Below are 26,528 nucleotides of genomic sequence, written 5' to 3'. Positions count from 1 at the left end.
TTGAAATGTTCCGCAAACTGCTGGACGAAGGCCGTGCCGGTGAGAACGTAGGTGTTCTGCTGCGTGGTATCAAACGTGAAGAAATCGAACGTGGTCAGGTACTGGCTAAGCCGGGCACCATCAAGCCACACACCAAGTTCGAATCTGAAGTGTACATTCTGTCCAAAGATGAAGGCGGCCGTCATACTCCGTTCTTCAAAGGCTACCGTCCGCAGTTCTACTTCCGTACTACTGACGTGACTGGCACCATCGAACTGCCGGAAGGCGTAGAGATGGTAATGCCGGGCGACAACATCAAAATGGTTGTTACCCTGATCCACCCGATCGCAATGGACGACGGTCTGCGTTTCGCAATCCGTGAAGGCGGCCGTACCGTTGGCGCGGGCGTTGTTGCTAAAGTTCTGGGCTAATTACTCGTTAATTAGTTTTGAATTGAAGAGGGCGCTTCGGCGCCCTTTTTGTTGCCTGCTATTTAGCCGCTGTTATATTTATTTGCCTTTTTTAACGCTTCTCCCGTGGCGTAAATCGCTTTGTGCTATTGTAATCATAACCATTCTCATTTACACTTTGTGCGGAAATTGAACGGGAGCGATCATGTACGTTTGTTTGTGTAATGGTATAAGCGATAAAAAAATCCGCCAGGCTGTACGACAATTTCATCCACAGTCATTTCAACAGTTGCGTAAATTTATTCCTGTGGGAAATCAATGTGGTAAGTGTATTCGCGCCGCGCGAGAAGTGATGCAGGATGAGTTAACGCAAATGCCGGAATTTAAAGAGATCGCCTGAGTCACACTCTTTTTTTTGACATCCCTGTAGCCCCATCTACGCTCTAGAGAGTGGAAGCGGAGGGACTATAAAATGAAAGGTGATGTTAAAATCATAAATTATCTCAATAAACTATTGGGAAATGAGCTTGTCGCAATTAATCAGTATTTTCTTCATGCCCGTATGTTCAAAAACTGGGGGCTGACCCGGCTTAATGATGTTGAGTACCATGAATCCATTGATGAGATGAAACACGCCGATAAGTATATTGAGCGTATTTTATTTCTGGAAGGCATACCGAACCTACAGGATCTGGGCAAGCTGGGCATCGGTGAAGATGTCGAAGAGATGCTACGATCGGATCTCCGGCTCGAACTGGAAGGCGCAAAAGATCTACGTGAGGCAATAGCCTATGCCGATAGCGTTCATGATTATGTCAGCCGGGATATGATGATTGAAATTCTTGCCGACGAGGAAGGCCACATCGACTGGCTGGAAACTGAGCTGGATTTGATTGCCAAACTTGGTATGCAAAATTATCTGCAATCACAAATTAAGGTTACCGATTAACCGTCTGGAAAGAAAACTTTCCAACCTGTTATGAAACCCGCCACCGCCAGCCATGGCCCAAAAGGTAGCGGGTTTATTAATGCCGATTTACCTCTCACCAGTAGCGCGACGCCAAACCTGCCACAGGCCAACATAGCGGCAAGGAAAACCAGTAACGGCAGTGTTTCCCAACAATGCCACGCCCCTAAGGCAGCAAGGTACTTGACGTCGCCATATCCAAGCCCCTCTTTCTGATAACGCAGGCGATAGCCCCAGTAAATTAACGCGAATCCGCCATAGCCGGCGATAGCGCCCCAAAGCGCATCCGGTAAACGCTCCGGCAGGCAAATCTGGTGATAAAGCAGACCACCCCACAGTAATGGACAGGTAAACCGGTCAGGCAGCAGACCGGTACGCGCGTCGTATATGCCAAGTAATAAAGAGAACGACGCATAAAAAATGAGAAAGGGGAGGGCAACAAACATAAGCAAATCCTCGTCAAGGTTTGTGCTCACCTTTATAGATTTATGCGACAGCGACAACGACGTATTGCCAGGTTTGCCTGATGCCTTCCAAAGAAAAGATGCGCGTCGCCATCCCATGCGTACCATCTGGAATCATGCTCGCATAAGAATAAAGCGCTTAATTTCTATCCGACACTTGCGTCAGGCTGAGATTTACGTATAATGCGCGGGCTTGTCGTAATTGACGGCAGGTTCGATTTGAACCTCGAATAGCCGATTTGGCTATTTAACAATGCTCCCAATCGGGGAGCTACGTAAGAACGGTTACACTCTCCCATCAATCGTAATGGGTGTGAGGAGTAATCATTTTCGTTTATAAAATAATTGGAGCTCTGGTCTCATGCAGAACCAAAGAATCCGTATCCGCCTGAAAGCGTTTGATCATCGTCTGATCGATCAATCAACCGCGGAAATCGTCGAGACTGCCAAGCGCACTGGTGCGCAGGTTCGCGGTCCGATCCCGCTGCCGACCCGCAAAGAGCGCTTTACCGTTCTGATCTCTCCGCACGTTAACAAAGATGCGCGCGATCAGTACGAAATTCGCACTCACAAGCGTCTGGTTGACATCGTTGAGCCAACCGAGAAAACCGTTGATGCTCTGATGCGTCTGGACCTGGCTGCCGGTGTAGACGTGCAGATCAGCCTGGGTTAATCAGGTCATCGAGCGATTGAGAGGTTGATACAATGATTGGTTTAGTCGGTAAAAAAGTGGGTATGACCCGCATCTTCACTGAAGATGGCGTCTCTATCCCAGTAACCGTAATCGAAGTTGAAGCAAACCGTGTTACTCAGGTTAAAGACCTGGCTAACGATGGCTACCGCGCTGTTCAGGTTACTACGGGTGCTAAAAAAGCTAACCGTGTCACCAAGCCGGAAGCGGGTCACTTTGCTAAAGCTGGCGTAGAAGCTGGCCGTGGTCTGTGGGAATTCCGTCTGGCTGAAGGCGAAGAATACACCGTAGGTCAGAGCATCAGCGTTGAACTGTTTGCTGACGTTAAAAAAGTTGACGTAACCGGTACCTCTAAAGGTAAAGGTTTCGCTGGTACCGTTAAGCGCTGGAACTTCCGTACCCAAGACGCTACTCACGGTAACTCCTTGTCTCACCGCGTTCCGGGTTCTATCGGTCAGAACCAGACTCCGGGCAAAGTGTTCAAAGGCAAGAAAATGGCAGGTCAGATGGGTAATGAGCGTGTAACCGTTCAGAGCCTTGACGTAGTACGCGTTGACGCTGAGCGCAACCTGCTGCTGGTTAAGGGTGGTGTTCCGGGTGCAACCGGTTGCGACCTGATCGTTAAACCAGCTGTGAAGGCGTAAGGGGATAGCAATGGAATTAGTATTGAAAGACGCGCAGAGCGCGCTGACTGTTTCCGAAACTACCTTCGGTCGTGATTTCAACGAAGCGCTGGTTCACCAGGTTGTTGTTGCTTATGCAGCTGGTGCTCGTCAGGGTACTCGTGCTCAGAAGACTCGTGCTGAAGTAACTGGTTCCGGTAAAAAACCGTGGCGCCAGAAAGGCACTGGCCGTGCGCGTTCAGGTTCTATCAAGAGCCCGATCTGGCGTTCCGGTGGCGTGACCTTCGCTGCTCGTCCGCAGGACCACAGTCAAAAAGTTAACAAGAAGATGTACCGCGGCGCGCTGAAAAGCATCCTGTCCGAACTGGTACGTCAGGATCGTCTGATCGTTGTCGAGAAGTTCTCTGTAGAAGCGCCGAAAACTAAGCTGCTGGCACAGAAACTGAAAGACATGGCTCTGGAAGATGTGCTGATCATCACCGGTGAGCTGGACGAGAACCTGTTCCTGGCCGCACGTAACCTGCACAAGGTTGACGTACGCGATGCGACTGGTATCGACCCGGTTAGCCTGATCGCCTTCGACAAAGTCGTAATGACTGCTGATGCTGTTAAGCAAGTTGAGGAGATGCTGGCATGATTCGTGAAGAACGTCTGCTGAAGGTGCTGCGCGCACCGCACGTTTCTGAAAAAGCGTCTACTGCGATGGAAAAAACCAACACCATCGTTCTCAAAGTTGCTAAAGACGCGACCAAAGCAGAAATCAAAGCTGCTGTGCAGAAACTGTTTGAAGTCGAAGTCGAAGTCGTTAACACCCTGGTCGTTAAAGGGAAAGTTAAACGTCACGGACAGCGTATCGGTCGTCGTAGCGACTGGAAAAAAGCTTACGTCACCCTGAAAGAAGGCCAGAATCTGGACTTCGTCGGCGGCGCTGAGTAAGTCGGAGGAGTAATACAATGGCAGTTGTTAAATGTAAACCGACATCTCCGGGTCGTCGCCACGTCGTTAAAGTGGTCAACCCAGAGCTGCACAAGGGCAAACCTTTTGCTCCGCTGGTTGAAAAAAACAGCAAATCCGGTGGTCGTAACAACAATGGCCGTATCACCACTCGTCATATCGGTGGTGGTCACAAACAGGCTTATCGTATTGTTGACTTCAAACGCAACAAAGACGGTATCCCGGCAGTTGTTGAACGTCTTGAGTACGATCCGAACCGTTCCGCGAACATCGCGCTGGTTCTGTACAAAGACGGCGAACGCCGTTACATCCTGGCCCCGAAAGGCCTGAAAGCTGGCGACCAGATTCAGTCTGGCGTTGATGCTGCAATCAAAGCAGGCAACACCCTGCCGATGCGCAATATCCCGGTTGGTTCTACCGTTCATAACGTAGAAATGAAACCAGGTAAAGGCGGTCAGCTGGCGCGTTCCGCTGGTACTTACGTTCAGATCGTTGCTCGCGATGGCGCTTATGTCACCCTGCGTCTGCGTTCTGGTGAAATGCGTAAAGTCGAAGCAGACTGCCGTGCAACCCTGGGCGAAGTTGGCAATGCTGAGCATATGCTGCGCGTTCTGGGTAAAGCAGGTGCTGCACGCTGGCGTGGCGTTCGTCCTACCGTTCGCGGTACTGCGATGAACCCAGTAGACCACCCACATGGTGGTGGTGAAGGTCGTAACTTTGGTAAGCACCCGGTAACTCCGTGGGGCGTTCAGACCAAAGGTAAGAAGACCCGCAGCAACAAGCGTACTGATAAATTCATCGTACGTCGCCGTAGCAAATAATTTTAGAGGATAAGCCATGCCACGTTCTCTCAAGAAAGGTCCTTTTATTGACCTGCACTTGCTGAAGAAGGTAGAGAAAGCGGTGGAAAGCGGAGACAAGAAGCCCCTGCGCACTTGGTCCCGTCGTTCAACGATCTTTCCTAACATGATCGGTTTGACCATCGCTGTCCATAATGGTCGTCAGCACGTTCCGGTATTTGTTTCCGACGAAATGGTCGGTCACAAACTGGGTGAATTCGCACCGACTCGTACTTATCGCGGCCACGCTGCTGATAAAAAAGCGAAGAAGAAATAAGGTAGGAGGAAGAGATGGAAACTATCGCTAAACATCGCCATGCTCGTTCTTCTGCTCAGAAGGTTCGCCTTGTTGCTGACCTGATTCGCGGTAAGAAAGTGTCGCAGGCTCTGGATATTCTGACCTACACCAACAAGAAAGCGGCTGTACTGGTCAAGAAAGTTCTGGAATCTGCCATTGCTAACGCTGAACACAACGATGGCGCTGACATTGACGATCTGAAAGTTACGAAAATTTTCGTAGACGAAGGCCCGAGCATGAAGCGCATTATGCCGCGTGCAAAAGGTCGTGCAGATCGCATCCTGAAGCGCACCAGCCACATCACTGTGGTTGTGTCCGATCGCTGAGACTCTGGAGACTAGCAATGGGTCAGAAAGTACATCCTAATGGTATTCGCCTGGGTATTGTAAAACCATGGAACTCTACCTGGTTTGCGAACACCAAAGAATTCGCTGACAACCTGGACAGCGATTTTAAAGTACGTCAGTACCTGACGAAGGAACTGGCTAAAGCGTCTGTATCTCGTATCGTTATCGAGCGTCCGGCTAAGAGCATCCGTGTGACTATTCACACCGCTCGCCCGGGTATCGTTATCGGTAAAAAAGGTGAAGACGTAGAAAAACTGCGTAAGGTCGTAGCGGATATCGCTGGCGTTCCTGCACAGATCAACATCGCCGAAGTTCGTAAACCTGAACTGGACGCTAAACTGGTTGCTGACAGCATCACTTCTCAGCTGGAACGTCGCGTTATGTTCCGTCGTGCGATGAAGCGTGCTGTACAGAACGCCATGCGTCTGGGCGCTAAAGGTATCAAAGTTGAAGTTAGCGGCCGTCTGGGCGGCGCGGAAATCGCACGTACCGAATGGTACCGCGAAGGTCGCGTACCGCTGCACACTCTGCGTGCTGACATCGACTACAACACCTCTGAAGCGCACACCACTTATGGTGTAATCGGCGTTAAAGTGTGGATCTTCAAAGGCGAGATCCTGGGTGGTATGGCTGCTGTTGAACAACCGGAAAAACCGGCTGCTCAACCGAAAAAGCAGCAGCGTAAAGGCCGTAAATAAGGAGCGTCGCTGATGTTACAACCAAAGCGTACAAAATTCCGTAAAATGCACAAAGGCCGCAACCGTGGTCTGGCTGCAGGCGCGGATGTTAGCTTCGGCAGCTTCGGCCTGAAAGCTGTTGGCCGTGGTCGTCTGACTGCCCGTCAGATCGAAGCAGCACGTCGTGCTATGACCCGTGCAGTTAAGCGTCAAGGTAAGATCTGGATCCGTGTATTCCCGGACAAACCGATCACTGAAAAGCCGCTGGCAGTGCGTATGGGTAAAGGTAAAGGTAACGTGGAGTATTGGGTTGCCTTGATTCAGCCGGGTAAAGTCCTGTATGAAATGGACGGCGTACCGGAAGAGCTGGCCCGTGAAGCATTCAAGCTGGCAGCAGCGAAACTGCCGATTAAAACCACCTTTGTAACTAAGACGGTGATGTAATGAAAGCAAAAGAGCTGCGTGAGAAGAGCGTTGAAGAGCTGAACACCGAGCTACTGAACCTGCTGCGTGAGCAGTTCAACCTGCGTATGCAGGCTGCAAGTGGCCAGCTGCAACAGTCTCACCTGTTGAAGCAAGTGCGTCGTGATGTCGCACGCGTTAAGACTTTACTGACTGAGAAGGCGGGTGCGTAATGACCGATAAAATCCGTACTCTGCAAGGTCGCGTGGTTAGCGACAAAATGGAGAAATCCATTGTTGTTGCTATCGAACGTTTTGTGAAACACCCGATCTACGGTAAATTCATCAAGCGTACGACCAAAATGCACGTACATGACGAGAACAACGAATGCGGTATCGGCGACGTGGTTGAAATCCGCGAATGCCGTCCGCTGTCCAAGACCAAATCCTGGACTCTGGTTCGCGTTGTAGAGAAAGCGGTTCTGTAATACAGTACGCATTCTCAACGAATAAACGGCTCAGCGATGGGCCGTTTATTTTTTCTACCCATATCTGATTTGCGGTGTTATAATGCCGCGCCCTCGATATGGGGTTTTTTTAACGACCTGATTTTCGGGTCTCAGTAGTAGTTGACATTAGCGGAGCACTAAAATGATCCAAGAACAGACTATGCTGAACGTCGCCGACAACTCCGGTGCACGTCGCGTAATGTGTATCAAGGTTCTGGGTGGCTCGCACCGTCGCTACGCAGGCGTAGGCGACATCATTAAGATCACCATCAAAGAAGCGATTCCGCGTGGTAAGGTCAAAAAAGGTGATGTGCTGAAGGCGGTAGTGGTGCGCACCAAGAAGGGTGTTCGTCGCCCGGACGGTTCTGTCATTCGCTTCGATGGTAATGCATGCGTTATTTTAAACAATAACAGCGAGCAGCCTATCGGTACGCGTATTTTTGGGCCGGTAACTCGTGAACTTCGTAACGAGAAGTTCATGAAAATTATCTCTCTGGCACCAGAAGTACTCTAAGGAGCGAATCATGGCAGCGAAAATCCGTCGTGATGACGAAGTTATCGTGTTAACCGGTAAAGATAAAGGTAAACGCGGTAAAGTTAAGAATGTCCTGTCTTCCGGCAAGGTCATTGTTGAAGGTATCAACCTGGTTAAGAAACACCAGAAGCCGGTTCCGGCTCTGAACCAACCGGGCGGCATCGTTGAAAAAGAAGCTGCAATTCAGGTTTCTAACGTTGCAATCTTCAATACGGCAACCGGCAAGGCTGACCGTGTAGGCTTTAGATTCGAAGACGGCAAAAAAGTCCGTTTCTTCAAGTCTAACAGCGAAACTATCAAGTAATTTGGAGTAGTACGATGGCGAAACTGCATGATTACTACAAAGACGAAGTAGTTAACAAACTCATGACTGAGTTTAACTACAATTCTGTCATGCAAGTCCCTCGGGTCGAGAAGATCACCCTGAACATGGGTGTTGGTGAAGCGATCGCTGACAAGAAACTGCTGGATAACGCAGCAGCAGACCTGACAGCAATCTCCGGTCAAAAACCGTTGATCACCAAAGCACGCAAATCTGTTGCAGGCTTCAAAATCCGTCAGGGCTATCCGATCGGCTGTAAAGTAACTCTGCGTGGCGAACGCATGTGGGAGTTCTTTGAGCGCCTGATCACTATTGCTGTTCCTCGTATCCGTGACTTCCGTGGCTTGTCCGCTAAGTCATTCGACGGTCGTGGTAACTACAGCATGGGTGTCCGTGAGCAGATCATCTTCCCAGAAATCGACTACGATAAAGTCGACCGCGTTCGTGGTTTGGATATTACCATTACCACTACTGCGAAATCTGACGAAGAAGGCCGTGCTCTGCTGGCTGCCTTTGACTTCCCGTTCCGCAAGTAAGGTAGGGTTACTAAATGGCTAAGCAATCAATGAAAGCACGCGAAGTAAAACGCGTAGCTTTAGCTGATAAATACTTCGCGAAACGCGCTGAACTGAAAGCGATCATCTCTGATGTGGACGCAACCGACGAAGATCGTTGGAATGCGGTTCTTAAGCTGCAGACTCTGCCGCGTGATTCCAGCCCGTCACGTCAGCGTAACCGCTGCCGTCAAACTGGTCGTCCGCACGCTTTCCTGCGGAAGTTCGGGTTGAGCCGTATTAAGGTCCGTGAAGCCGCTATGCGCGGTGAAATTCCGGGTCTGAAAAAGGCTAGCTGGTAATTGTCACCAATTGAATCACGGGAGTAAAGACAGATGAGCATGCAAGATCCGATCGCGGATATGCTGACCCGTATCCGTAACGGTCAGGCCGCGAACAAAGCTGCGGTCACCATGCCTTCCTCCAAGCTGAAAGTGGCAATTGCCAACGTGCTGAAGGAAGAAGGTTTTATTGAAGATTTTAAAGTTGAAGGCGACACCAAGCCGGAACTGGAACTGACTCTTAAGTATTTCCAGGGTAAAGCTGTTGTAGAAAGCATTCAGCGTGTCAGCCGCCCAGGCCTGCGCATCTACAAACGTAAAGATGAGCTGCCGAAAGTTATGGCCGGTCTGGGTATCGCAGTTGTTTCTACCTCTAAAGGTGTTATGACTGATCGTGCAGCGCGCCAGGCTGGTCTTGGTGGCGAAATTATCTGCTACGTAGCCTAATCGGAGGAAAAAATGTCTCGTGTTGCTAAAGCACCGGTCGTTGTTCCTGCCGGCGTTGATGTCAAAATCAACGGTCAGGTTATTACGATCAAAGGTAAAAACGGCGAGCTGACTCGTACTCTCAACGATGCTGTTGAAGTTAAACATGCAGATAATGCACTGACCTTCGGTCCGCGTGATGGTTACGCAGACGGTTGGGCACAGGCTGGTACCGCGCGTGCCCTGCTGAACTCAATGGTTATCGGTGTTACCGAAGGCTTCACTAAGAAGCTGCAGCTGGTTGGTGTAGGTTATCGTGCAGCGGTTAAAGGGAATGTAGTAAACCTGTCTTTAGGTTTCTCTCACCCGGTTGACCATCAGCTGCCGGCAGGTATCACTGCTGAATGTCCGACTCAAACTGAAATCGTGCTGAAAGGCGCTGATAAGCAGGTGATCGGCCAGGTTGCAGCAGATCTGCGCGCCTACCGTCGTCCTGAGCCTTACAAAGGCAAGGGTGTTCGTTACGCCGACGAAGTCGTGCGTACCAAAGAGGCTAAGAAGAAGTAAGGTAACACTATGGATAAGAAATCTGCTCGTATCCGTCGTGCGACCCGCGCACGCCGCAAGCTCAAAGAGCTGGGCGCAACTCGCCTGGTAGTACATCGTACCCCGCGTCATATTTACGCACAGGTAATTGCACCGAACGGTTCTGAAGTTCTGGTAGCTGCTTCTACTGTAGAAAAAGCTATCGCTGAACAACTGAAGTACACCGGTAACAAAGACGCGGCTGCAGCTGTGGGTAAAGCTGTCGCTGAACGCGCTCTGGAAAAAGGCATCAAAGATGTGTCCTTTGACCGTTCCGGGTTCCAATATCATGGTCGTGTCCAGGCACTGGCAGATGCTGCCCGTGAAGCTGGCCTTCAGTTCTAAGGTAGAGGTGTAAGATGGCTCACATCGAAAAACAAGCTGGCGAACTGCAGGAAAAGCTGATCGCGGTAAACCGCGTATCTAAAACCGTTAAAGGTGGTCGTATTTTCTCCTTCACAGCTCTGACTGTAGTAGGCGATGGTAACGGTCGCGTAGGTTTTGGTTACGGTAAAGCGCGTGAAGTTCCAGCAGCGATCCAGAAAGCGATGGAAAAAGCCCGTCGCAATATGATTAACGTCGCGCTGAACAACGGCACCCTGCAGCACCCGGTTAAAGGTGTTCACACGGGGTCTCGTGTATTCATGCAGCCAGCTTCCGAAGGTACCGGTATCATCGCCGGTGGTGCAATGCGCGCCGTTCTGGAAGTTGCTGGGGTTCATAACGTTCTGGCTAAAGCATACGGTTCCACCAACCCGATCAACGTGGTTCGTGCAACTATTGATGGCCTGGAAAATATGAATTCTCCAGAAATGGTCGCTGCCAAGCGTGGTAAATCCGTTGAAGAAATTCTGGGGAAATAAACCATGGCAAAGACTATTAAAATTACTCAAACCCGCAGTGCAATCGGTCGTCTGCCGAAACACAAGGCAACGCTGCTTGGCCTGGGTCTGCGTCGTATTGGCCACACCGTAGAGCGCGAGGATACTCCTGCTGTTCGTGGTATGGTCAACGCGGTTTCCTTCATGGTTAAAGTTGAGGAGTAAGAGATGCGTTTAAATACTCTGTCTCCGGCCGAAGGCTCCAAAAAGGCGGGTAAACGCCTGGGTCGTGGTATCGGTTCTGGCCTCGGTAAAACCGGTGGTCGTGGTCACAAAGGTCAGAAGTCTCGTTCTGGCGGTGGCGTACGTCGCGGTTTCGAGGGTGGTCAGATGCCTCTGTACCGTCGTCTGCCGAAATTCGGCTTCACTTCTCGCAAAGCAGCGATTACAGCCGAAGTTCGTCTGTCTGACCTGGCGAAAGTAGAAGGCGGCGTTGTAGACCTGAACACGCTGAAAGCGGCAAACATTATCGGTATCCAGATCGAGTTCGCGAAAGTGATCCTGGCTGGCGAAGTCACTACTCCGGTAACTGTTCGTGGCCTGCGTGTTACTAAAGGCGCTCGTGCTGCTATCGAAGCTGCTGGCGGTAAAATCGAGGAATAAGTAGCAGATGGCTAAACAACCGGGATTAGATTTTCAAAGTGCCAAAGGTGGCTTAGGTGAGCTGAAACGCAGACTGCTGTTTGTTATCGGCGCGCTGATTGTGTTCCGTATTGGCTCTTTTATTCCGATCCCTGGTATTGATGCCGCTGTACTTGCCAAACTGCTTGAGCAACAGCGAGGCACCATCATTGAAATGTTTAACATGTTCTCTGGTGGTGCTCTCAGCCGTGCTTCTATCTTTGCCCTGGGGATCATGCCGTATATTTCGGCGTCGATCATTATCCAGCTGTTGACGGTGGTTCATCCAACGCTCGCAGAAATTAAGAAAGAAGGGGAGTCTGGTCGTCGTAAGATCAGCCAGTACACCCGTTACGGTACTCTAGTGCTGGCGATATTCCAGTCGATCGGTATTGCTACCGGTTTGCCGAATATGCCTGGTATGCAGGGCCTGGTGATGAATCCAGGCTTTGCATTCTATTTCACCGCTGTTGTAAGTCTGGTTACAGGGACCATGTTCCTGATGTGGCTCGGCGAACAGATTACTGAGCGCGGTATCGGTAACGGTATCTCAATCATCATCTTCGCTGGTATCGTTGCGGGACTCCCGCCAGCCATTGCCCATACTATCGAGCAAGCGCGTCAAGGCGACCTGCACTTCCTCGTGTTGCTGTTGGTTGCAGTATTAGTATTTGCAGTGACGTTCTTTGTAGTATTCGTTGAACGTGGTCAACGCCGTATTGTGGTAAACTACGCCAAACGTCAGCAAGGTCGTCGTGTCTATGCTGCACAGAGCACACATTTACCGCTGAAAGTGAATATGGCGGGGGTAATCCCGGCAATCTTCGCTTCCAGTATTATTCTGTTCCCGGCGACCATAGCGTCATGGTTCGGGGGCGGTACTGGTTGGAACTGGCTGACAACAATTTCGCTGTATTTGCAGCCTGGGCAACCGCTTTATGTGTTACTCTATGCGTCTGCAATCATCTTCTTCTGTTTCTTCTACACGGCGTTGGTTTTCAACCCGCGTGAAACAGCAGATAACCTGAAGAAGTCCGGTGCATTTGTACCAGGAATTCGTCCGGGAGAGCAAACGGCGAAGTATATCGATAAAGTAATGACCCGCCTGACCTTGGTTGGTGCGCTGTATATTACCTTTATCTGCCTGATCCCGGAGTTCATGCGTGATGCAATGAAAGTGCCGTTCTACTTCGGTGGGACCTCACTGCTTATCGTTGTTGTCGTGATTATGGACTTTATGGCTCAAGTGCAAACTCTGATGATGTCCAGTCAGTATGAGTCTGCATTGAAGAAGGCGAACCTGAAAGGCTACGGCCGTTAATTGGTCGCCTGAGAAGTTACGGAGAGTAAAAATGAAAGTTCGTGCTTCCGTCAAGAAATTATGCCGTAACTGCAAAATCGTTAAGCGTGATGGTGTCATCCGTGTGATTTGCAGTGCCGAGCCGAAGCATAAACAGCGCCAAGGCTGATTTTTTCGCATATTTTTCTTGCAAAGTTGGGTTGAGCTGGCTAGATTAGCCAGCCAATCTTTTGTATGTCTGTACGTTTCCATTTGAGTATCCTGAAAACGGGCTTTTCAGCATGGTACGTACATATTAAATAGTAGGAGTGCATAGTGGCCCGTATAGCAGGCATTAACATTCCTGATCAGAAACACGCCGTGATCGCGTTAACTTCGATCTACGGTGTCGGCAAGACCCGTTCTAAAGCCATCCTGGCTGCAGCGGGTATCGCTGAAAATGTTAAGATCAGTGAGCTGTCTGAAGAACAAATCGACACGCTGCGTGACGAAGTTGCCAAATTTGTCGTTGAAGGTGATCTGCGCCGTGAAATCAGCATGAGCATCAAGCGCCTGATGGATCTTGGTTGCTATCGCGGTTTGCGTCATCGCCGTGGTCTCCCGGTTCGCGGTCAGCGTACCAAGACCAACGCTCGTACCCGTAAGGGTCCGCGCAAACCGATCAAGAAATAATCGGGGTGATTGAATAATGGCAAAGGCACCAGTTCGCGCACGTAAACGTGTAAGAAAACAAGTCTCTGACGGCGTGGCTCATATCCATGCTTCTTTCAACAACACCATCGTGACTATTACCGATCGTCAGGGTAATGCGCTGGGTTGGGCAACAGCCGGTGGTTCCGGTTTCCGTGGTTCTCGCAAATCCACTCCGTTTGCAGCTCAGGTTGCAGCAGAGCGTTGCGCTGACGCCGTGAAAGAATACGGTATCAAGAATCTGGAAGTTATGGTTAAAGGTCCGGGTCCAGGCCGCGAATCTACTATTCGTGCTCTGAACGCCGCTGGTTTCCGCATCACTAATATTACTGATGTGACTCCGATCCCTCATAACGGTTGTCGTCCGCCGAAAAAACGTCGCGTATAACGCTTCGTTTTCCAGGTTAGTTGGAGAAAGAAAATGGCAAGATATTTGGGTCCTAAGCTCAAGCTGAGCCGTCGTGAGGGCACCGACTTATTCCTTAAGTCTGGCGTTCGCGCGATCGATACCAAGTGTAAAATTGAACAAGCTCCTGGCCAGCACGGTGCGCGTAAGCCGCGTCTGTCTGACTATGGTGTGCAGTTGCGTGAAAAGCAAAAAGTTCGCCGCATTTACGGTGTGCTGGAGCGTCAGTTCCGTAACTACTACAAAGAAGCAGCACGTCTGAAAGGCAACACCGGTGAAAACCTGTTGGCTCTGCTGGAAGGTCGTCTGGACAACGTTGTATACCGTATGGGCTTCGGCGCCACTCGTGCAGAAGCACGTCAGCTGGTTAGCCATAAAGCAATTATGGTAAACGGTCGTGTTGTTAACATCGCTTCTTATCAGATTAGTCCGAATGACGTTGTTAGCATTCGTGAGAAAGCGAAGAAGCAGTCTCGCGTGAAAGCCGCTCTGGAGCTGGCTGAGCAGCGTGAAAAGCCAACCTGGCTGGAAGTTGATGCTGGCAAGATGGAAGGTACGTACAAGCGTAAGCCTGAGCGTTCTGATCTGTCTGCGGACATTAACGAACACCTGATCGTCGAGCTTTACTCCAAGTAAAGCTTAGTACCAAAGAGAGGACACAATGCAGGGTTCTGTGACAGAGTTTCTAAAACCGCGCCTGGTAGATATCGAGCAAGTGAGTTCGACGCACGCCAAGGTGACCCTTGAGCCTTTAGAGCGTGGCTTCGGCCATACTCTGGGTAACGCACTGCGCCGTATTCTGCTCTCATCGATGCCGGGTTGCGCGGTGACCGAGGTTGAGATTGATGGTGTACTACATGAGTACAGCACCAAAGAAGGCGTTCAGGAAGACATCCTGGAAATCCTGCTCAACCTGAAAGGGCTGGCGGTGAGAGTTCAGGGTAAAGATGAAGTTATTCTTACCTTGAATAAATCTGGCATTGGCCCTGTGACTGCAGCCGATATCACCCATGATGGGGATGTCGAAATCGTCAAGCCGCAGCACGTGATCTGCCACCTGACCGATGAAAACGCGTCTATTAGTATGCGTATCAAAGTTCAGCGCGGTCGTGGTTATGTGCCGGCTTCTACCCGAATTCATTCGGAAGAAGATGAGCGCCCAATCGGCCGTCTGCTGGTCGACGCCTGCTACAGCCCTGTAGAGCGTATTGCCTACAATGTTGAAGCAGCGCGTGTAGAACAGCGTACCGACCTGGACAAGCTGGTCATCGAAATGGAAACCAACGGCACAATCGATCCTGAAGAGGCGATTCGTCGTGCGGCAACCATCCTGGCTGAACAACTGGAAGCTTTCGTTGATTTACGTGATGTACGTCAACCGGAAGTGAAAGAAGAGAAACCAGAATTCGATCCGATCCTGCTGCGCCCTGTTGACGATCTGGAATTGACTGTCCGCTCTGCTAACTGCCTCAAGGCAGAAGCTATCCACTATATCGGTGATCTGGTACAGCGTACCGAGGTTGAGCTTCTTAAGACGCCTAACTTGGGTAAAAAATCTCTTACCGAGATTAAAGACGTGCTGGCTTCCCGTGGACTGTCTCTGGGTATGCGCCTGGAAAACTGGCCACCGGCAAGCATCGCTGACGAGTAACCGGATCACAGGTTAAGGTTTTACTGAGAAGGATAAGGTCATGCGCCATCGTAAGAGTGGTCGTCAACTGAACCGCAACAGCAGCCATCGCCAGGCTATGTTCCGCAACATGGCAGGTTCACTGGTTCGTCATGAAATCATCAAGACGACCCTGCCTAAAGCGAAAGAGCTGCGTCGCGTAGTTGAGCCGCTGATTACTCTTGCCAAGACTGATAGCGTTGCTAATCGTCGTCTGGCATTCGCCCGTACTCGTGATAACGAGATCGTGGCAAAACTGTTTAACGAGCTGGGCCCGCGTTTCGCGAGCCGCGCCGGTGGTTACACTCGCATTCTGAAGTGTGGCTTCCGTGCAGGCGACAACGCGCCGATGGCATACATCGAGCTGGTTGATCGTTCAGAGAAAACAGAAGCTGCTGCAGAGTAATCTGTAGTAACGTAAAAAAACCCGCTTCGGCGGGTTTTTTTATATCCTCCTGAACCCCACATATCTACAATAATTGTATTCTTTTCGTTCAATCCCTGGAGCGACGTATGTGGTTACTTGACCAGTGGGCAGAGCGTCATATTATCGAGGCACAGCGTAAAGGCGAGTTTGATAATTTGCCTGGCCGTGGCGAGCCGCTTATTCTGGATGATGATTCTCATGTGCCGGCGGAACTTCGTGCGGGTTATCGCTTACTCAAGAATGCGGGCTGTCTTCCCCCTGAACTGGAGCAGCGCAGAGACGCTATTCAGTTACTTGATATCCTCAACAGTATCCGGGAAGATGACCCTCGATACCATCAGGTTAGTCGCCAGCTCTCCCTGCTTGAACTAAAACTTCGGCAGGCTGGGTTGAGTACCGACTTTTTACACGGTGAGTATGCAGAAAAACTGCTGCATAAAATCAACGATAATTAACGGAGCTTGTATGTATCGCATTGGTGAGCTGGCAAAGCTGGCAGACGTAACGCCTGATACCATTCGCTACTATGAAAAGCAACAGATGATGGATCATGAGGTACGTACTGAAGGCGGGTTTCGTCTGTATACCGAAAACGATCTGCAGCGTCTCAAGTTTATTCGTTATGCGCGGCAGTTGGGTTTCACGCTCGACTCGATCCGCGAGCTTTTATCGATCCGAATTGATCCTGAGCACCATACCTGTCAGGAGTCAAAAAGTATTGTGCAAGAGCGATTGCAGGAGGTTGAAGCCAGGATTGCGGAATTGCAAACGATGCAGCGTTCGTTACAAAGGCTTAATGATGCTTGTTGCGGAACGGCCCACAGTAGCGTCTATTGTTCCATTCTGGAAGCCCTGGAGCAGGGGGCCAGCGGGGCGAAATCAGGATGTTGATTTATTGAACCGGCGGGGCTACACTCGCGCCGTTAATTTATACAATCGGGAGACATTATGAGTCGTTATCAACATAAGAAAGGGCAGATAAAGGACAATGCCATCGAGGCATTGTTACACGATCCCCTTTTCAGGCAGCGCGTTGAAAAAAATAAGAAAGGCAAAGGAAGTTATCTGCGTAAAGGTAAACACGGTAATCGAGGGAACTGGGAGGCCAGTGGCAAGAAAGTAAGTGACTTTTTTACCACTGGCCTTCTGCTTATTAAGAACGGTTATTTTGTTCTTTCAGCAGATCGCGGATTTCGCCCAATAACACTTCCTCTTTAGAAGGCGCTGGCGGAGCTGCCGGCTCTTCTGCTTTTTTACGGTTGAGTCTGTTGATAAGCTTAATGGCAACAAAGATAGCAAAGGCCACAATCACAAAATCAAATACGTTCTGGATAAACACGCCGTAATGCATGACGACCGCCGGAATATCTCCCTGCGCTTCGCGTAACGTAAAAGCAAATTGTTTAAAGTCGATCCCGCCGATTAACAATCCCAACGGCGGCATAATGATATCGGCAACCAGTGAAGAAACAATCTTACCGAATGCCGCGCCAATAATGACACCCACTGCCAAATCCACAACATTCCCGCGCATCGCGAATTCGCGAAATTCTTTAATAAAACTCATTTTTATTCTCCCTATGCAGCTGACGTTATAAGTTTAACAAATGCTAAGGCATTTTCCATTTACGGCTTCTGTTTAGCGAAATAAATTAAACCTTGATAAATAAAGGGAATTAAAAAGGGCGCTGAATGAGCGCCCCTTAAATTAGAGGAAGAAAGGACTTGGCTGGAACAGACGTTCGACGTCGGTAATAAACTTTTTATCGGTCAAAAACATAATGACGTGATCGCCTTGTTCAATGCGCAAATTGTCATTAGCAATCATGACATCATTACCGCGAACGACCGCGCCAATAATGGTGCCTGGCGGCAGTTTAATTTCGTCAATGACGCGGCCAACCACGCGGGAAGTGCTTTCATCGCCGTGCGCGACGGCTTCGATGGCTTCGGCAACCCCGCGACGTAGTGAGGAAACGCCGACGATATCCGCTTTACGCACATGGCTCAGTAATGCAGAGATGGTGGCCTGCTGCGGAGAAATCGCAATATCTATAACGCTACCCTGCACAAGATCGACATAAGCTCGACGCTGAATCAGCACCATCACTTTTTTGGCGCCCATCCGCTTAGCCAACATCGCGGACATGATATTGGCTTCATCATCGTTAGTGACCGCGATAAAGAGATCGACCTGATCAATATGCTCCTCCGCCAGCAATTCCTGATCGGAAGCGTCGCCAAAAAAGACGATCGTGTTTTGCAGTTTCTCAGCCAGTTCTGCGGCGCGTTGTTGATCGCGTTCGATCAATTTAACGCTATAGTCTTTTTCCAGACGCCTTGCCAGCCCGGCACCGATATTGCCGCCGCCCACCAGCATGATGCGCTTGTAGGGTTTTTCCAGACGCTGTAATTCGCTCATTACTGCACGGATATGCTGTGAAGCCGCAATAAAGAAGACTTCATCCCCTGCTTCCACGATAGTCGAGCCCTGAGGGCGGATTGGTCTGTCATGGCGGAAAATTGCGGCAACGCGGGTATCGATATGCGGCATATGCTCTCGCATTGTCGAGAGCGCGTTACCTATTAGTGGACCACCATAGTAGGCTTTTACTACTGCCAGACTGACTTTCCCTTCGGCAAAGTTTACAACCTGTAATGCTCCCGGATACTCGATCAGACGATAAATATTATCGATAACCAACTGCTCCGGCGCGATCAGATGATCAATCGGAACCGCTTCAGAATGAAAGAGTTTATCCGCATCGCGAACATAGTCCGGGGAACGAATGCGGGCGATACGGTTTGGGGTGTTGAAGAGTGAATAGGCTACCTGACAGGCAACCATATTAGTTTCATCTGAACTGGTGACAGCGACCAGCATATCCGCATCGTCAGCGCCCGCTTCGCGCAACACGCGGGGATGCGAACCATGCCCCTGCACTACGCGTAGATCGAACTTATCTTGCAAACTGCGTAACCGTTCGCCGTTGGTATCAACCACCGTGATGTCGTTGTTTTCGCCGACCAGGTTTTCCGCCAGTGTTCCACCAACTTGCCCTGCGCCCAGTATGATAATTTTCATCAGTCGTGGCCCGTTATCTCATCACTTCTTGATTAGCTTAGCGTAAAAGAACCCATCACCTTCTTCGCCGCCCGGCAGATTTTGCTGTCCTGGCTGATCAGGTGTTCCCGTTTCGCTGAGCGCGGCATCGGGAGTGCGTTGCAAAAAGGTCTTGATCTGATCGCGGTTTTCTTCCGGCAGTACGGAACAGGTGGCGTAAACCAGCGTCCCGCCGGGCTTCAGGCGCGGCCAGACGGTATCAAGAATTTCCGCCTGTAATTGCGCCAGTTCCGCGATATCGCGATCGCGACGCAGCCATTTGATATCTGGATGACGGCGAATGACGCCGGTTGCGGAGCAGGGCGCATCCAGCAGAATACGGTCAAACTGCTGCTCGCCGCACCATTGGGCGGGATAACGTCCATCCCCTTGTTTAACTGTCGCTTTCATCCCAAGGCGCTTTAGGTTGTCGTAAACGCGGGAGAGCCGTTGTTCATCAATATCAACCGCCAACACGTCTGCTTCGGGGGCCACTTCGAGAATATGCGTGGTTTTACCGCCGGGCGCGGCGCACAAGTCTAAAATGTGCTCACCGTTCTGAGGAGCAAGAAAAACCGCACATCCCTGCGCAGAGGCATCCTGGACAGTTACCCAACCCTCAGCAAAACCGGGTAAAGCATGTACCGGAGCTGGCGTTTCCAGACGTACAGCGTCGGGATAATCGGGATGGGGATATCCCTTCATGCCTGCGTCTTCAAGTAAGCCAAGCCAACCGTCGCGGGTGTGGTGTGTACGATTTACACGTAGCCACATAGGTGGACGCTGGTTATTCGCTTCAATAATGCGTTGCCACTGTGTGGGGTAAGCATTTTGCAAACGCTTTACCAGCCAACCGGGATGTAAAAAGCGCGCATCGCTGGTCGCAAACTCATTAAGCAACGTTTCCTGCTGGCGCTGGAACTGGCGCAGGACGCCGTTAATTAACCCTTTCAACTGCGGACGTTTGATGGAGACCGCGCCTTCAACGGTTTCAGCCAGCGCCGCATGGGGAGGGACGCGGGTGTACAGCAACTGATAAAAGCCGACCATAATTAAGTAATGCACAGTACGCTGCTTGCCGGTCATTGGACGAGACATCAGCTTATTGATCAGCCATTCCAGCTGTGAAAGGGTGCGCAGGACGCCAAAGCACAGCTCCTGAAGTAGCGCTTTGTCTTTATCAGCGACTTTTTGTTGCAGCGGCGGGAGCACATTACTTAATGATTGCCCCTGTTCGACGACCTGTTCAACGGCCTGTGCTGCCAGACTACGTAAATTGTTTTGTTTTTTCATATGTATAAAATAAAAATGCCCGGTAACACCGGGCGTATAAAGACGTGATCGTCAGGCAAGGCGGTTACCAGGAATAAACCATTCCCGGCGTGAATTTAACAGATCCTGGGCGCTCATCGCTTTTTTGCCGGCAGGCTGAAGCGAAAGCAAATTTAATATCCCCTTGCCTGTTGCAACCTGGATGCCCTGTTTCGTCGCGGCCAGAATAGTTCCCGGCAGCGACTGCGTGGCGTCCTCTATGACGGACGCCTGCCAGACTTTTACCGGCTGGCCGTCGATTTCCAGCCAGCTCATTGGCCACGGATTAAAGGCGCGAATGCAACGCTCCAGCTGTGCTGCGGAGAGAGACCAGTCGATACGCGCTTCTTCTTTACTGAGCTTTTCCGCATGAGTGACCAGCGCTTCATTCTGCGCTTCAGGCGTCGCTGTGCCGTCCGCCAGTTGTTTTAGTGTGGTAATTAACCCCTGCGGGCCAAGTTCAGCCAACTTATTATACAGTGAGCCACTGGTATCTTCTGCGGTAATCGGGCACGCAAGTTTATACAGCATGTCGCCGGTATCCAGCCCTACATCCATCTGCATAATTGTGACGCCGGTTTCCGCATCGCCTGCCCAGAGTGAGCGCTGAATAGGCGCCGCGCCGCGCCAGCGTGGAAGCAGCGAACCGTGAACGTTGATACATCCGAGACGGGGCATATCCAGCACTGCCTTTGGGAGAATCAGACCATATGCTACGACAACCATGACGTCGGCATGTAAGTCAGCCACCAGATGCTGGTTTTCCTGAGGACGAAGCGACACGGGCTGGAAAACGGGCAGGCCTTTTTCTTCCGCCAGCACTTTTACCGGGCTGGGCATCAACTTTTTGCCGCGACCTGCTGGACGATCGGGTTGGGTAAATACGCCGACAACGTTATGTCCAGAAGTTAACAGCGCGTCGAGATGACGCGCTGCAAAGTCAGGTGTACCCGCAAAAATAATACGTAGTGAATCTGACACGTTGGTTCTTGTCCTTTAAGCCCGGGCGTTCAGGCGGTCGAGTTTTTCTACTTTCTGACGAATACGTTGTTGCTTCAGCGGCGACAAATAATCGATAAACAGTTTACCGACCAGGTGATCCATCTCATGCTGAATGCAGATTGCCAGCAAACCATCCGCTTCAAGCTCAAACGGGTTGCCGTCGCGATCCAGCGCGCGGATTTTCACTTTCTCGGCGCGCGGCACTAAAGCGCGCTGTTCCGGGATCGACAGACAGCCTTCTTCTATACCCGTTTCGCCACTTTTCTCCAGCAATTCCGGGTTAATGAGTACCAGGCGCTCGTCGCGGTTTTCCGAAACGTCAATCACGATGATCCGCTGGTGGATATCGACCTGCGTTGCGGCCAGACCGATACCTTCTTCCGCGTACATCGTTTCGAACATATCATCGACGATACGCTGAATTTCTGCATTCACTTCTTCAACCGGCTTTGCGACTTTGCGAAGGCGCTCGTCCGGAATATGTAACACTTGCAAAACTGACATAATTATCCAGAGTTGTGTTCAGGAGTTGAAAAGATTATTACCTCTATTCTAGACAAATCCCCACCTGATTGACAGCATCAGTGACCAATCGCAAAGATTGTTTAGACTGCTTGTGGCAGGGGAGGGAAAGGATGGCCCGTACCGAAATTTGGTTACGTTTAATGTACGTCGGCGACCTTTATGGCGAGGCGATGTTGAACATGGCGAATTCGCTTATTCGCCAGCCTCAGATAAATCGCACGCACCTTCAGGAGGCTGGTCTTACTGCGCGGCAAGCTGAACGTTTTTTACAGCTTCCAGCAGGTGTGCTTGATGAGTCGTTACGCTGGCTTGAACTACCGCAGCATCATTTTCTGTGTGCGGATAGTGAGATTTATCCTCCCCAACTGCGTGCTATTGATGATTATCCCGGCGCTATTTTTATTGACGGCGATCCTGCCTGTCTGCATACCTGCCAACTTGCCGTCGTAGGGAGCCGGAGCCACTCCTGGTATGGAGAACGCTGGGGACGTCTGCTTTGCGAAAGCCTTGCGAAAAGCGGTTTGACGATCACCAGCGGCCTTGCCCGGGGAATTGATGGCGTAGCACACAACGCCGCGGTGAGTATGGGGGGAAAAAGTGTAGCGGTGTTAGGGAATGGCTTGGCAAAGATTTATCCTCGCCGACATGCCGTGCTGGCTGAAAACTTGATTGCCACTGGCGGCGCAGTGGTCTCAGAATTTCCGCTTTCAACGCCTCCGCTACCGCAAAATTTTCCTCGCAGAAACCGCATTATCAGCGGACTGAGCAAAGGCGTGCTGGTGATTGAGGCGGCGTTGCGCAGCGGTTCGTTGGTGACGGCGCGCTGCGCGCTTGAACAGGGGCGGGACGTTTTTGCATTACCAGGCCCTATCGGTAGTCCGGGAAGCGAAGGCACACACTGGTTAATTAAACAAGGGGCCACGCTTGTGACGACGCCGGAGGATATTCTGGAAAATTTGCAATACGGCTTACACTGGTTGCCAACTACGGCGGAAAATTCACTTTATTCACTAAATCAGGATGAGGCGGCATTGCCATTTCCTGAGCTCCTGGCTAACGTAGGAGATGAGGTAACACCTGTTGACGTCGTCGCTGAACGTGCCGGCCAACCTGTGCCAGCGGTAGTGGCTCAGCTACTCGAACTGGAGTTAGCAGGATGGATCGCAGCTGTACCCGGCGGCTATGTCCGATTAAGGAGGGCAAGCCATGTTCGACGTACTAATGTATTTGTTTGAAACATACATCCATAACGAAGCCGAGCTGCGCGTGGATCAGGACAGACTGGAGCGTGATCTCACCGACGCTGGGTTTGATCGCGAAGACATCTACAATGCGCTGCTGTGGCTGGAAAAACTCGCTGACTATCAGGATGGCCTCGCGGAACCCATGCAACTTGCTTCCGACCCTCTTTCAATGCGCATTTATACGGTTGAAGAGTGTGAAAGGCTTGATGCCAGTTGCCGGGGGTTCCTGTTATTCCTTGAGCAGATTCAGGTGCTAAACCTCGAAACACGAGAAATGGTGATTGAGCGTGTGCTGGCGCTGGATACCGCAGAGTTTGACCTGGAAGACTTGAAATGGGTTATTTTGATGGTGTTATTCAACATTCCGGGCTGTGAAAACGCCTATCAGCAAATGGAAGAATTACTCTTTGAGGTAAATGAAGGTATGCTGCATTGATAGGTGTTAATGCTGCATGAGTGAATATGGCTAAATCAGCACTGTTTTCGGTGCGTAAAAATGAGCCCTGCCCGCAGTGCGGGGCCGAACTGGTAATTCGCTCCGGGAAACATGGTCCGTTTCTCGGCTGTTCTCGCTATCCGGAATGCGATTATGTTCGTCCGCTGAAAAGTCAGGCGGACGGGCATATCGTTAAAATTCTGGAGGGGCAACTGTGTCCTGAGTGTGGCGCCGTACTGGTGCTACGTCAGGGGCGTTTTGGCATGTTCATCGGATGCAGTCAGTATCCGCAATGTGAACATACAGTGGTTATTGATAAACTGGATGAAACGGCGATTGCCTGTCCAGCCTGCCAGCAAGGACATTTGGTCCAGCGCCGTTCTCGTTACGGTAAAATCTTTCATTCCTGCGATCGCTACCCGGAATGTCAGTTCGTCATTAACTTCACACCGGTTGCGGGGAAATGCCCCGAGTGCCATTATCCGCTACTCATTGAAAAGAAAACCGCGCAGGGCGTGAAGCGCTTTTGCGCCAGTAAACAATGTGGAAAGCCGGTTCCGGTGGAATAAACAAGTGAATAATAACCTGCCAACAGGATCTATCGCCGCGGTGGTCGATCTCCTGAATAAAGAAAATGTCATCGCTTATCCAACAGAAGCCGTTTTCGGCGTCGGCTGCGATCCCGATAGTGAAACAGCCGTTACGCGCCTGCTGGCGTTAAAACAACGGCCCGTCGATAAGGGACTCATTTTGATTGCCGCCAGCTTTGAGCAGTTAAAACCTTATATTGATGACAGCATACTTACCGCCGCACAGCGTAAAGCGGTATTTGATTGCTGGCCCGGGCCGGTAACGTTTGTTTTTCCTGCGCCCGCGACAACGCCGCGGTGGCTCACGGGACGTTTTGATTCCCTGGCCGTTCGTGTTACCAACCACCCGCTGGTGGTCGCGCTATGCAATGCGTATGGCAAACCGCTGGTTTCCACCAGCGCCAATCTGAGCGGATTACCGCCATGCCGTACCGTTGAAGAGGTGCGTGCGCAATTTGGTGATGATTTTCCGGTGGTTGAAGGCGCAACGGGTGGGCGTTTAAAACCTTCAGAAATTCGCGATGCTCTGACGGGCGAACTGTTTCGACAGGGGTAATATGATGGAAATCTATGCTGTTTTTGGAAATCCGATTGCGCACAGCAAATCGCCATTTATTCATCAGCAATTTGCTCAGCAGCTAGATATTGTTCACCCCTATGGTCGCGTGCTGGCCCCTATTAATAATTTCATTAATACGCTTGATGCCTTTTTCGCGGCAGGGGGAAAAGGCGCAAACATCACAGTACCTTTTAAAGAGGAGGCGTTTGCGCGTTCGGATGAGTTAACGGAACGAGCATCGCTGGCGGGAGCCGTCAATACATTAAAACGGCTGGAAGATGGTCGTTTGCTTGGCGACAATACTGACGGTATCGGTTTATTAAGCGATCTCGAACGTTTAAATTTTATCCGCCCAGGATTGCGTATTTTGCTGATTGGCGCGGGCGGCGCATCCCGGGGCGTGCTGTTACCCCTGCTTTCTTTGGATTGCGCGGTCACTATCACTAACCGTACAGCTTCACGTGCCGAAGCGTTGGCGAAAATCTTTGCTCATACCGGCAGCGTTCATGCCACGGATATGGACAAGCTGGATGGTTGTGAGTTTGACCTGATTATTAATGCGACCTCCAGTGGCATACGGGGCGAAATCCCGGCGATTCCGGCGTCACTTATTCACCCTTCCCTCTGTTGCTATGACATGTTCTATCAAAAAGGGAATACGCCATTTCTCTCCTGGTGTGTACAACAGGGCGCAAAACGCTACGCAGATGGGCTGGGAATGCTGGTGGGGCAGGCTGCACATGCCGTTTTGCTTTGGCACGGTGTATTACCGCAGGTCGAGCCAGTGATTGAGCTGCTACAGCAGGAATTATTAGCGTGAACCAGGCCATACAATTTCCTGACCGCGAAGAATGGGATACTGCCGCCAGTGCTATCATCTTTCCCGCCCTGGTTAATGGGATGCAACTCACGTGTGCAATAAAAAAAGATGTACTGGCGTATCGCTTTGGTGGAGAAACAGCGGAGCAATGGCTGGCCATTTTTCGTGAGTATCGCTGGGACCTGGAAGAAGAGGCGGAAGCATTAATCCTGGCCCAGCAGGAAGACGATCACGGTTGGATATGGTTATCCTGAGAAAGATAGTCGTCTTTCCACTTTACATAGTTATTGGCGGAGTACTGCAGGCCCGATCTCTCAGCATCGCTCAAGGGGCGGATCTGTTTTACCGGACTGCCAAGATATAAATAGCCGCTTTCCAGCCGTTTGTGCTGTGGCACCAGGCTTCCCGCGCCAATCATTACGTCATCTTCTATTATCGCGCCATCCAGCACAATGGAGCCCATACCGACCAGTACGCGGTTACCGATGGTACAGCCGTGCAGCATAACTTTATGGCCAACGGTAACATCTTCGCCAATGATTAATGGGTTGCCGTGTGGATTGGATGAAGACTTGTGGGTTACGTGAAGAACGCTGCCATCCTGAATGTTCGTACGAGCCCCTATCGCAACGTAATTCACATCGCCGCGAATCACCACAAGCGGCCAGATCCCGACATCATCCGCCAGACGGACATCGCCAATAACCACGCTGCTGGTATCGATCATCACGCGCTGACCGATACCAGGAAAAAGATTCTTATAAGGACGTAATGTTTCAGACATGTCTACCTCATCATAAATGAATAGTCATGAAGACTTTGGTTGCTTTAACGGCGTTGTGCAAGGGGAGATAGCATCAAAAAATCGCCACTTTGCGCAGGAATGGAGCGAAAGGGATGAAAAATCAACAAGCAGAAAAAAAGATCCAAAAAACGCTTGTGCAAAAAAATGGGATCCCTATAATGCGCCTCCATCGACACGGCGGATGTGAATCACTTCACACAAACAGCCGGTCGGTTGAAGAGAAAAATCCTGAAAATCAGGGTTGACTCTGAAAGAGGAAAGCGTAATATACGCCACC

General features: G+C 50.7%; 46 protein-coding genes and 1 pseudogene. 40 read left to right on the top strand and 7 right to left on the bottom strand.

What is annotated here, in order from left to right; translation table 11 throughout:
* The 3 genes from J4685_RS22200 to bfr form a co-directional block, all read left to right on the top strand.
* On the top strand, positions 1 to 410 hold a 410-nt coding region (locus tag J4685_RS22200; RefSeq protein WP_032206964.1), incomplete at its 5' end, for an EF-Tu/IF-2/RF-3 family GTPase.
* Between the two features lie 184 nt (positions 411 to 594).
* Positions 595 to 789 (top strand): bacterioferritin-associated ferredoxin, encoded by a 195-nt coding sequence (bfd, locus tag J4685_RS22195; protein WP_000289082.1) that lies wholly within the window; start codon positions 595 to 597, stop codon positions 787 to 789.
* A 72-nt stretch (positions 790 to 861) separates the two neighbouring features.
* A complete protein-coding gene (bfr, locus tag J4685_RS22190) occupies positions 862 to 1,338 on the top strand; it encodes a bacterioferritin (protein ID WP_000675530.1) in 477 nt (158 codons plus the stop codon).
* Here bfr and hopD read toward each other — a convergent pair.
* A complete protein-coding gene (hopD, locus tag J4685_RS22185) occupies positions 1,335 to 1,802 on the bottom strand; it encodes a prepilin peptidase (RefSeq protein WP_000495849.1) in 468 nt (155 codons plus the stop codon). The genes bfr and hopD overlap by 4 nt on opposite strands.
* Positions 1,803 to 2,181: 379 nt before the next feature.
* On the opposite strand from hopD, the gene rpsJ reads away from it, so the two are divergent.
* The 31 genes and pseudogenes from rpsJ to J4685_RS22030 form a co-directional block, all read left to right on the top strand.
* Positions 2,182 to 2,493 (top strand): 30S ribosomal protein S10, encoded by a 312-nt coding sequence (rpsJ, locus tag J4685_RS22180; protein WP_001181005.1) that lies wholly within the window; start codon positions 2,182 to 2,184, stop codon positions 2,491 to 2,493.
* Positions 2,494 to 2,525: 32 nt separating this feature from the next.
* Entirely contained in the window at positions 2,526 to 3,155 is a 630-nt protein-coding gene (gene rplC / locus J4685_RS22175) for a 50S ribosomal protein L3 (protein WP_000579838.1), read from the top strand.
* A gap of 10 nt (positions 3,156 to 3,165) precedes the next feature.
* Positions 3,166 to 3,771 carry a 50S ribosomal protein L4 gene (gene rplD / locus J4685_RS22170; protein WP_000424395.1) on the top strand — a complete coding sequence of 202 codons (606 nt, stop codon included), beginning with the start codon at positions 3,166 to 3,168 and terminating at the stop codon, positions 3,769 to 3,771.
* Complete coding sequence (gene rplW / locus J4685_RS22165; RefSeq protein WP_000617546.1) at positions 3,768 to 4,070, top strand: 50S ribosomal protein L23; 303 nt, start codon at positions 3,768 to 3,770, stop codon at positions 4,068 to 4,070. The genes rplD and rplW overlap by 4 nt, the downstream gene beginning before the upstream one ends.
* A 17-nt stretch (positions 4,071 to 4,087) precedes the next feature.
* Positions 4,088 to 4,909, top strand: a complete 822-nt coding sequence (rplB, locus tag J4685_RS22160; protein WP_000301869.1) for a 50S ribosomal protein L2 — start codon at positions 4,088 to 4,090, stop codon at positions 4,907 to 4,909.
* Between the two features lie 16 nt (positions 4,910 to 4,925).
* Complete coding sequence (gene rpsS / locus J4685_RS22155; RefSeq protein ID WP_001138115.1) at positions 4,926 to 5,204, top strand: 30S ribosomal protein S19; 279 nt, start codon at positions 4,926 to 4,928, stop codon at positions 5,202 to 5,204.
* A gap of 14 nt (positions 5,205 to 5,218) precedes the next feature.
* Positions 5,219 to 5,551 (top strand): 50S ribosomal protein L22, encoded by a 333-nt coding sequence (gene rplV / locus J4685_RS22150; protein WP_000447529.1) that lies wholly within the window; start codon positions 5,219 to 5,221, stop codon positions 5,549 to 5,551.
* Positions 5,552 to 5,568: 17 nt separating this feature from the next.
* Positions 5,569 to 6,270, top strand: a complete 702-nt coding sequence (gene rpsC / locus J4685_RS22145) for a 30S ribosomal protein S3 (RefSeq protein WP_000529945.1) — start codon at positions 5,569 to 5,571, stop codon at positions 6,268 to 6,270.
* A 12-nt stretch (positions 6,271 to 6,282) separates the two neighbouring features.
* Positions 6,283 to 6,693, top strand: coding sequence for a 50S ribosomal protein L16 (rplP, locus tag J4685_RS22140; RefSeq protein WP_000941208.1), 411 nt, complete (start codon positions 6,283 to 6,285; stop codon positions 6,691 to 6,693).
* Positions 6,693 to 6,884 carry a 50S ribosomal protein L29 gene (gene rpmC, locus J4685_RS22135; protein ID WP_000644742.1) on the top strand — a complete coding sequence of 64 codons (192 nt, stop codon included), beginning with the start codon at positions 6,693 to 6,695 and terminating at the stop codon, positions 6,882 to 6,884. The genes rplP and rpmC overlap by 1 nt, the downstream gene beginning before the upstream one ends.
* Entirely contained in the window at positions 6,884 to 7,138 is a 255-nt protein-coding gene (gene rpsQ, locus J4685_RS22130; RefSeq protein WP_000130101.1) for a 30S ribosomal protein S17, read from the top strand. Before rpmC ends, rpsQ begins: the two co-directional genes overlap by 1 nt.
* Before the next feature lie 163 nt (positions 7,139 to 7,301).
* The gene (gene rplN / locus J4685_RS22125) at positions 7,302 to 7,673 is read left to right on the top strand and encodes a 50S ribosomal protein L14 (RefSeq protein WP_000613954.1); all 372 of its coding nucleotides are present in this window, start codon (positions 7,302 to 7,304) and stop codon (positions 7,671 to 7,673) included.
* Between the two features lie 10 nt (positions 7,674 to 7,683).
* A complete protein-coding gene (rplX, locus tag J4685_RS22120) occupies positions 7,684 to 7,998 on the top strand; it encodes a 50S ribosomal protein L24 (RefSeq protein ID WP_000729187.1) in 315 nt (104 codons plus the stop codon).
* Between the two features lie 14 nt (positions 7,999 to 8,012).
* Positions 8,013 to 8,552 (top strand): 50S ribosomal protein L5, encoded by a 540-nt coding sequence (gene rplE / locus J4685_RS22115; RefSeq protein ID WP_001096206.1) that lies wholly within the window; start codon positions 8,013 to 8,015, stop codon positions 8,550 to 8,552.
* Positions 8,553 to 8,566: 14 nt separating this feature from the next.
* Positions 8,567 to 8,872: a 30S ribosomal protein S14 gene (gene rpsN, locus J4685_RS22110; RefSeq protein WP_001118928.1), complete on the top strand. Its 306-nt coding sequence runs from the start codon at positions 8,567 to 8,569 to the stop codon at positions 8,870 to 8,872.
* 33 nt (positions 8,873 to 8,905) lie between these two features.
* The gene (rpsH, locus tag J4685_RS22105; protein WP_000062611.1) at positions 8,906 to 9,298 is read left to right on the top strand and encodes a 30S ribosomal protein S8; all 393 of its coding nucleotides are present in this window, start codon (positions 8,906 to 8,908) and stop codon (positions 9,296 to 9,298) included.
* Between the two features lie 12 nt (positions 9,299 to 9,310).
* Positions 9,311 to 9,844: a 50S ribosomal protein L6 gene (gene rplF / locus J4685_RS22100; RefSeq protein WP_000091939.1), complete on the top strand. Its 534-nt coding sequence runs from the start codon at positions 9,311 to 9,313 to the stop codon at positions 9,842 to 9,844.
* 9 nt (positions 9,845 to 9,853) lie between these two features.
* Positions 9,854 to 10,207: a 50S ribosomal protein L18 gene (gene rplR / locus J4685_RS22095; protein ID WP_000358956.1), complete on the top strand. Its 354-nt coding sequence runs from the start codon at positions 9,854 to 9,856 to the stop codon at positions 10,205 to 10,207.
* A gap of 14 nt (positions 10,208 to 10,221) precedes the next feature.
* The gene (gene rpsE / locus J4685_RS22090) at positions 10,222 to 10,725 is read left to right on the top strand and encodes a 30S ribosomal protein S5 (RefSeq protein WP_000940121.1); all 504 of its coding nucleotides are present in this window, start codon (positions 10,222 to 10,224) and stop codon (positions 10,723 to 10,725) included.
* Between the two features lie 3 nt (positions 10,726 to 10,728).
* Positions 10,729 to 10,908, top strand: a complete 180-nt coding sequence (rpmD, locus tag J4685_RS22085; protein ID WP_001140434.1) for a 50S ribosomal protein L30 — start codon at positions 10,729 to 10,731, stop codon at positions 10,906 to 10,908.
* Between the two features lie 3 nt (positions 10,909 to 10,911).
* Complete coding sequence (gene rplO / locus J4685_RS22080; RefSeq protein WP_001238917.1) at positions 10,912 to 11,346, top strand: 50S ribosomal protein L15; 435 nt, start codon at positions 10,912 to 10,914, stop codon at positions 11,344 to 11,346.
* Positions 11,347 to 11,353: 7 nt separating this feature from the next.
* Positions 11,354 to 12,685, top strand: a complete 1,332-nt coding sequence (gene secY / locus J4685_RS22075; protein WP_001118864.1) for a preprotein translocase subunit SecY — start codon at positions 11,354 to 11,356, stop codon at positions 12,683 to 12,685.
* Between the two features lie 31 nt (positions 12,686 to 12,716).
* On the top strand, positions 12,717 to 12,833 hold the full coding sequence (rpmJ, locus tag J4685_RS22070; protein WP_000868187.1) for a 50S ribosomal protein L36: 117 nt from the start codon (positions 12,717 to 12,719) through the stop codon (positions 12,831 to 12,833).
* Positions 12,834 to 12,979: 146 nt separating this feature from the next.
* A complete protein-coding gene (gene rpsM / locus J4685_RS22065) occupies positions 12,980 to 13,336 on the top strand; it encodes a 30S ribosomal protein S13 (protein ID WP_000090780.1) in 357 nt (118 codons plus the stop codon).
* Positions 13,337 to 13,352: 16 nt separating this feature from the next.
* Positions 13,353 to 13,742 carry a 30S ribosomal protein S11 gene (gene rpsK / locus J4685_RS22060; protein ID WP_001029758.1) on the top strand — a complete coding sequence of 130 codons (390 nt, stop codon included), beginning with the start codon at positions 13,353 to 13,355 and terminating at the stop codon, positions 13,740 to 13,742.
* Between the two features lie 33 nt (positions 13,743 to 13,775).
* Positions 13,776 to 14,396 (top strand): 30S ribosomal protein S4, encoded by a 621-nt coding sequence (gene rpsD, locus J4685_RS22055; RefSeq protein WP_000135222.1) that lies wholly within the window; start codon positions 13,776 to 13,778, stop codon positions 14,394 to 14,396.
* Between the two features lie 25 nt (positions 14,397 to 14,421).
* Positions 14,422 to 15,411 carry a DNA-directed RNA polymerase subunit alpha gene (locus tag J4685_RS22050; protein ID WP_001162094.1) on the top strand — a complete coding sequence of 330 codons (990 nt, stop codon included), beginning with the start codon at positions 14,422 to 14,424 and terminating at the stop codon, positions 15,409 to 15,411.
* Positions 15,412 to 15,451: 40 nt separating this feature from the next.
* Positions 15,452 to 15,835 carry a 50S ribosomal protein L17 gene (gene rplQ, locus J4685_RS22045; RefSeq protein WP_001216370.1) on the top strand — a complete coding sequence of 128 codons (384 nt, stop codon included), beginning with the start codon at positions 15,452 to 15,454 and terminating at the stop codon, positions 15,833 to 15,835.
* A 107-nt stretch (positions 15,836 to 15,942) separates the two neighbouring features.
* Positions 15,943 to 16,311, top strand: coding sequence for a DUF1992 domain-containing protein (locus tag J4685_RS22040; protein WP_000266515.1), 369 nt, complete (start codon positions 15,943 to 15,945; stop codon positions 16,309 to 16,311).
* A gap of 10 nt (positions 16,312 to 16,321) precedes the next feature.
* Positions 16,322 to 16,747 carry a Zn(2+)-responsive transcriptional regulator gene (gene zntR, locus J4685_RS22035; RefSeq protein ID WP_000285585.1) on the top strand — a complete coding sequence of 142 codons (426 nt, stop codon included), beginning with the start codon at positions 16,322 to 16,324 and terminating at the stop codon, positions 16,745 to 16,747.
* Between the two features lie 57 nt (positions 16,748 to 16,804).
* Positions 16,805 to 17,008 (top strand): annotated as a pseudogene (locus J4685_RS22030) (alternative ribosome-rescue factor A); the annotation flags it as partial.
* 1 nt (position 17,009) lies between these two features.
* Here J4685_RS22030 and mscL read toward each other — a convergent pair.
* From mscL to def, 5 genes are all read right to left on the bottom strand, one after another.
* The gene (gene mscL, locus J4685_RS22025; RefSeq protein ID WP_000008119.1) at positions 17,010 to 17,423 is read right to left on the bottom strand and encodes a large-conductance mechanosensitive channel protein MscL; all 414 of its coding nucleotides are present in this window, start codon (positions 17,421 to 17,423) and stop codon (positions 17,010 to 17,012) included.
* Between the two features lie 141 nt (positions 17,424 to 17,564).
* Positions 17,565 to 18,941: a Trk system potassium transporter TrkA gene (gene trkA / locus J4685_RS22020; RefSeq protein WP_000691374.1), complete on the bottom strand. Its 1,377-nt coding sequence runs from the start codon at positions 18,939 to 18,941 to the stop codon at positions 17,565 to 17,567.
* Between the two features lie 21 nt (positions 18,942 to 18,962).
* Positions 18,963 to 20,252, bottom strand: coding sequence for a 16S rRNA (cytosine(967)-C(5))-methyltransferase RsmB (gene rsmB / locus J4685_RS22015; RefSeq protein ID WP_000744613.1), 1,290 nt, complete (start codon positions 20,250 to 20,252; stop codon positions 18,963 to 18,965).
* 51 nt (positions 20,253 to 20,303) lie between these two features.
* Positions 20,304 to 21,251 (bottom strand): methionyl-tRNA formyltransferase, encoded by a 948-nt coding sequence (fmt, locus tag J4685_RS22010; protein WP_001285165.1) that lies wholly within the window; start codon positions 21,249 to 21,251, stop codon positions 20,304 to 20,306.
* Positions 21,252 to 21,266: 15 nt separating this feature from the next.
* Positions 21,267 to 21,776 (bottom strand): peptide deformylase, encoded by a 510-nt coding sequence (def, locus tag J4685_RS22005; protein ID WP_000114987.1) that lies wholly within the window; start codon positions 21,774 to 21,776, stop codon positions 21,267 to 21,269.
* Positions 21,777 to 21,907: 131 nt separating this feature from the next.
* Here def and dprA point away from each other — a divergent pair, with 131 nt between their 5' ends.
* The 6 genes from dprA to J4685_RS21975 are packed head-to-tail and all read left to right on the top strand — an operon-like array spanning position 21,908 to position 25,700.
* On the top strand, positions 21,908 to 23,032 hold the full coding sequence (dprA, locus tag J4685_RS22000) for a DNA-protecting protein DprA (protein WP_000124517.1): 1,125 nt from the start codon (positions 21,908 to 21,910) through the stop codon (positions 23,030 to 23,032).
* Positions 23,004 to 23,477, top strand: a complete 474-nt coding sequence (gene smg / locus J4685_RS21995) for a DUF494 family protein Smg (protein WP_000460663.1) — start codon at positions 23,004 to 23,006, stop codon at positions 23,475 to 23,477. Before dprA ends, smg begins: the two co-directional genes overlap by 29 nt.
* A 26-nt stretch (positions 23,478 to 23,503) precedes the next feature.
* Complete coding sequence (locus J4685_RS21990) at positions 23,504 to 24,046, top strand: type I DNA topoisomerase (protein ID WP_001129707.1); 543 nt, start codon at positions 23,504 to 23,506, stop codon at positions 24,044 to 24,046.
* 4 nt (positions 24,047 to 24,050) lie between these two features.
* Entirely contained in the window at positions 24,051 to 24,623 is a 573-nt protein-coding gene (gene tsaC / locus J4685_RS21985; protein WP_001063618.1) for an L-threonylcarbamoyladenylate synthase type 1 TsaC, read from the top strand.
* 4 nt (positions 24,624 to 24,627) lie between these two features.
* Positions 24,628 to 25,446: a shikimate dehydrogenase gene (gene aroE / locus J4685_RS21980; RefSeq protein ID WP_000409176.1), complete on the top strand. Its 819-nt coding sequence runs from the start codon at positions 24,628 to 24,630 to the stop codon at positions 25,444 to 25,446.
* A complete protein-coding gene (locus tag J4685_RS21975; protein ID WP_001070571.1) occupies positions 25,443 to 25,700 on the top strand; it encodes a DUF1488 domain-containing protein in 258 nt (85 codons plus the stop codon). The genes aroE and J4685_RS21975 overlap by 4 nt, the downstream gene beginning before the upstream one ends.
* Here the strand turns inward: J4685_RS21975 and J4685_RS21970 are convergent.
* The gene (locus J4685_RS21970; protein WP_000005248.1) at positions 25,676 to 26,230 is read right to left on the bottom strand and encodes a gamma carbonic anhydrase family protein; all 555 of its coding nucleotides are present in this window, start codon (positions 26,228 to 26,230) and stop codon (positions 25,676 to 25,678) included. The two genes, J4685_RS21975 and J4685_RS21970, sit on opposite strands and share 25 nt — an antisense overlap.
* Between the last annotated feature and the right edge of the window lie 298 nt (positions 26,231 to 26,528).

Source organism: Salmonella sp. 32100201201700099SM, assembly GCF_017572645.1.
Taxonomy (GTDB): domain Bacteria; phylum Pseudomonadota; class Gammaproteobacteria; order Enterobacterales; family Enterobacteriaceae; genus Salmonella; species Salmonella enterica.
The sequence above is the reverse complement of the archived record's forward strand: the minus strand, read 5'-3'. Positions and strand labels throughout refer to the sequence as shown.